The sequence below is a fragment of the Roseomonas sp. TAS13 genome (assembly GCF_001950415.1).
Classification (GTDB): domain Bacteria; phylum Pseudomonadota; class Alphaproteobacteria; order Acetobacterales; family Acetobacteraceae; genus Roseomonas; species Roseomonas mucosa.
Map to the genome: position 1 here is coordinate 1 of NZ_BDLP01000367.1, position 4,257 is coordinate 4,257.

Below are 4,257 nucleotides of genomic sequence, written 5' to 3' on the forward strand. Positions count from 1 at the left end.
GCCAACGCGCAGGAGGCCGAAGCGGCGGAGGCGGCCGCCACCCGGAAGCTCGACCTGCTGGACGAGCTTGCCCGCATGCGGGCGGCGGCGGCCTGGCTCGCGGCACGGCCGCAGCTCGGGCAGGGGGTGTTCGGACGCGGGCAAGCCACCCCACCGCAGGCCCGGCCGCAGGCGGAGCTCTATGTCGGCTTCTTGGAGGCGACGCTCACCCTGCTGGAGGGGCGGGAAGGGCAGGGGGCCGAACCGCCACCCTCCTACCGGCCCACGCTGCCCGACTTCTGGCGCATCCCGGACGCCCTCAGGCGCATCACCGTGCTGCTCCAGCAGACCCCGGCAGCCTTGCCGCTGGAGCACTGCTTGCCGCCGATTCCAGACAGCGCAAGGGACCGGCCCATCCGGATCCGGGCAGCGCTGGCCAGCACCCTTGTGGCGGGGCTCGAACTCGCACGCGATGGTGCGGTCACACTTGAGCAAGACCAGCCCTTCGGGCGGGTCCTGCTCGCGTTGCAGCTTCCTGAGCCATCCCACAGCAAAGGGCTGATGCATGCGCCTGAGGATCATGGCGTCGCTGTTGATGACGGCGCTCACCCTAGCGGCTTGCGATGATGCCGAGACCAAGAGACAGCGCCAGCAGGCCGAACAGGCGGCGCGCTCCCAAGCGGAGGTTGCAGCTGCGAGCAAAGCGGCCGAGGAGCAGCTGCGCTCGACGGCCCGCAATATCACCCCGGGCGCGAAGCTCAGGGTCAGCGATTCCCGCCGACAAAGCCAAGATAGGGGGTGCACATTGCGGGCGCTTTGCCGCCCCACATCAAGATATTTCACTGGGATGACAGATGTTCCTGAACGACCTAGGGCCGGTTCGCCCCGGCCTTCCTCAAGGCGCTGCCCGAGGTTTGCCGGGGCGTGCTCTCAGGCGATGGGGCCTGAGCTGTCCGGGAAGATGTACCAGGATCCGAAGTCACTCACTCCGGCCACGAACTGCGGCGCGTCCTCAAACATGAAGTCACTCTGCCGCAAGTTGCTAAGGGGAACATCGACCAGCAGGATGGATCCGTCGGATCCGACCTCTCCATCAACGTCCCAGCTCACAAGGGCGCCACGATCCGTATCCTGGACGCTCACGTCATCCGCTCGGATGCCCATGAAGGCGATGTGGTCGAAGGCACCCTGGGCATCCCCTGTGGCCACAAAGTCCAGCACCTCGTCATTGCCGCTGTCGGGCGACACCATGAAGGCATCGGCCCCTGCACCGCCGACGAGGGTGTCATCGCCCATGCCGCCCTCCAGCATGCCGTGCGCCGCCCCTTCGTCGAGATAGTCGTCCCCGTCGCCTCCCATCAGCTCGTCGGATTCGGCCCCGCCCAACAGCCGGTCATCGCCGCCCCCGCCAACCACGCGGTCCCGGCCGTCCCCGCCGTCCAGCGTGTCATTGCCATCGTCACCCTGGATGTGGTCGTCCCCGCCGAGGGCCGAGACGCTGTCGTCGCCGCCCAGGCCGGATACCGTGTCCGACATTTCAGTCCCGGTGACTTCATCGGCACGGTCCGTGCCCCGTGTCACCGCGTACTCGTCGAAGTCGAGACTCAACCGCTGGTTTGAGAACAGGGTGTCTGCCAGGAAGTCAAACAACCGGCCGGATTCCTCATTGCCGGAGATTTCAGGCCCCGCCACGCTCGGCGTCGCCCGCTCCGCAGTTGGTCCCGCAGGATCCCGCAGGCCCGGAGGGAGGTCCGGTGAATCCGCGAACATGAAGTCATCCTGGGCGAGTTCGGACCGGGCTACACCCTCCAGCAGGACGGAACCGCCCTCCCAGCTGATCCGCACACCGTCTGCCGTGTCGGCGAACGACAGATCCTCCCACCGCAGGCCGTCCATGATCGCGAGGTGGTCGAACATCCCTGGGCCCGCGGTGAAGTCCTTGATGACGTCGTCGCCGCTTGTGCGGCCGACCATGAAGGCGTCGGGGCCACCGCCTCCGACCAAGGTGTCGTCACCTCCCTCGCCATCGACGGTGCTGTGGCCCTCGCCCTCGTCAAGGTAGTCGTTCCCCGGACCGCCGCGCACCGTGTCGGCGCCGAGGCCACCGTAGAGGGCGTCGTTCCCCGGGCCACCCTCGACCTCGTCGGCGCCCAAGTTCCCCGAGATGAGGTCCGCTCCCGCATCCCCATGGAGCACATCGTCTTCTTCACCGCCGCCCAGGCGGTCGGCACCACCCAGGCCCCAGGAGAAGTTGATGGCGCTGCTGCCATCAATCTGGTCGTCCGCGCTGCCGCCGACTGCGAGGTCGTAGAAGGTGTCACCGCTGTGGAAGTCGAGATTCAGGCCATCGCTTGCACGACGTTGGGCATCTGCGACGAAGTCTCCCAAGAAGGACAGGAAGAAACCGGCGCGAGAGTTCAGGTCCGCAATGCTCATCGTGTTCTCCATGACGAGGCATGCTCAGGCGTTCACCGTAGGAGAGTGGGCGCGGCTCCCCTCCGGCACGAAAACTCGGCCTTTCAAGTGCGCGCCTCACGACGGGCGCAGTTCCTTAAAGGTGGCCCTCGGGCGCCCACCGGCTGGCGAGGACAACACACCCCCGGCACCGCTCGGCGCCCGGCCGTGCCGCTGACTCTGTTGCAGCTTCCAACGCACCCTGCGTGGGTCGCCGGACACCGTGCATCAGGTGATGCTGCGGGCCGCCTCCTGGCACGCCTGCGTGCAGCGGCGGCAGGCCTCAGCACAGATCCGGCAGTGCTCATGGTGGCTGGCGTGGCGCTCGCATTCCTCGCCACAGAGACGGCAAGCAGTCTCGCAAGCGGTCAACATCTGCTTGATCACTTGCTCATTGGAACCGGTCCGGCGTGTCGCGACCGAGCCGGTTGAAGCGCAGACGTCGGCGCAGTCCAGGTTGAGACGGATGCACTGCGTCAGCTGCTCGAGCATCTTCTCACCGAGGCAGGCATCGGCACATGAAGTGCAGGTTTGCGCGCACGAGTAGCATTCCTCGATGCACCGGATGAGCACGTCGTTGGTACTGCCCTGCACATGCGGGTGCGAGCTTATCATCTCTTGTACATGCATCAGGCTGTCTCCTGGATGCGGCCTATAACCTGAGTCAAGCGGAGCCGAGCAGTTCGGACCGCCTCACACAGCTCAGCGCAAAACTCCCATCCGGAGAGAGGGTTTGGTCCAGCCAGACGCTGAAGGTCCGGCACAAGGGCCGGGACGCTATCGAGGGATGTGGTGTCTTTAAGCAAACAGTGGATTTCAAACGGAATTTCGGTGCCTCCAAGTCAGCCCGCGCAACGCGCCGCAACAAATTGATGTAAATGAGGAGCTAGTGTTTACCCGCCCTCAAGCGTCCGCCGGGACCGCAAGATCGCTCGTCCGCGAGATGGCCGGTGCTGCTGTTTGGAGATGGCGTGGTGCACCCCAGATGCTGGCAGCGCAAGTCGCCATCACGCACCACGCCAGACCGCCGGAACTGCCGACCCTCTTGCGAGTAGACTTCGCCTGGATCATCGTTGCATGGGAACACACCGCCAGTTTCGGCGGGCCTCGGAACGAAGAAATGCAAGTCTCGGCAGCCCTCCTGAACTCTGGAGGACCGTGGGCGAGTTCGCCCGATGTGATGACCCCCTTGCTGACGCGCTGGCGCGACGACCCCGGCGCCACCTACCGGAGCTGGTTTCTTTGGGAGGAGCGGGTCAAGAACTTCCGCTCTATCAGGCGCGGCATCCAGCAGGTTGTGACCGAGATAGAGGCCGGGACCTTTGGCGTCGCCTACCGCGGATCGTCCCTGGAGACCGTGGTCCACTCCGTCGCAGAGCAGCGGCAGATCTTCAAGGGTGCGGACCACGCCTTCCTCTGGAAGCCGAAGCTCCGCATCCCCGACATCTATGAGAACCCGGAGAACCAGCGCGCCTTCGGCCGCCTGCTCGACACCTGCGTCTGCTGCAACACCGAGTTGCAGGTTATCGCCGCCGTACGGGAGATCGACGCCAAAGCCATCAAGGGCCTCGGTCCGGCGGTCGCCAACCTCCTCTACTTCCTGCATCCCACCATCGTGCCGCCGTTCAACACCGCCATTGTCAACGGTTACAACGCCCTCACCGGCGCGAAGGTGAAGCTGGGCCGGTGGGACGAGTACCTGGCCATGCGGCAAGGAATCCTCGCCCTCAACGCCAAGCACCGCAACCTGCTGTCGAACGACCTGGGTGCCATCGGCGGCCTGCTGTTCGACCTCGGCAGCGGCCGCTACCCGGCGCCGCCCCG

2 protein-coding genes and 2 pseudogenes are annotated in these 4,257 nt (G+C 65.8%); 2 read left to right on the forward strand and 2 right to left on the reverse strand.

The features are described from left to right. Positions 1 to 606: pseudogene (locus ROTAS13_RS27395) on the forward strand (hypothetical protein); the annotation flags it as partial. Between the two features lie 303 nt (positions 607 to 909). Here the strand turns inward: ROTAS13_RS27395 and ROTAS13_RS20265 are convergent. Further along, complete coding sequence (locus tag ROTAS13_RS20265; protein WP_245870521.1) at positions 910 to 2,427, reverse strand: calcium-binding protein; 1,518 nt, start codon at positions 2,425 to 2,427, stop codon at positions 910 to 912. A gap of 234 nt (positions 2,428 to 2,661) precedes the next feature. After that, entirely contained in the window at positions 2,662 to 3,063 is a 402-nt protein-coding gene (locus ROTAS13_RS20270) for a four-helix bundle copper-binding protein (RefSeq protein WP_073140108.1), read from the reverse strand. Positions 3,064 to 3,613: 550 nt separating this feature from the next. On the opposite strand from ROTAS13_RS20270, the pseudogene ROTAS13_RS20275 reads away from it, so the two are divergent. Continuing rightward, a pseudogene (locus ROTAS13_RS20275) lies at positions 3,614 to 4,257 on the forward strand (type II restriction endonuclease); the annotation flags it as partial.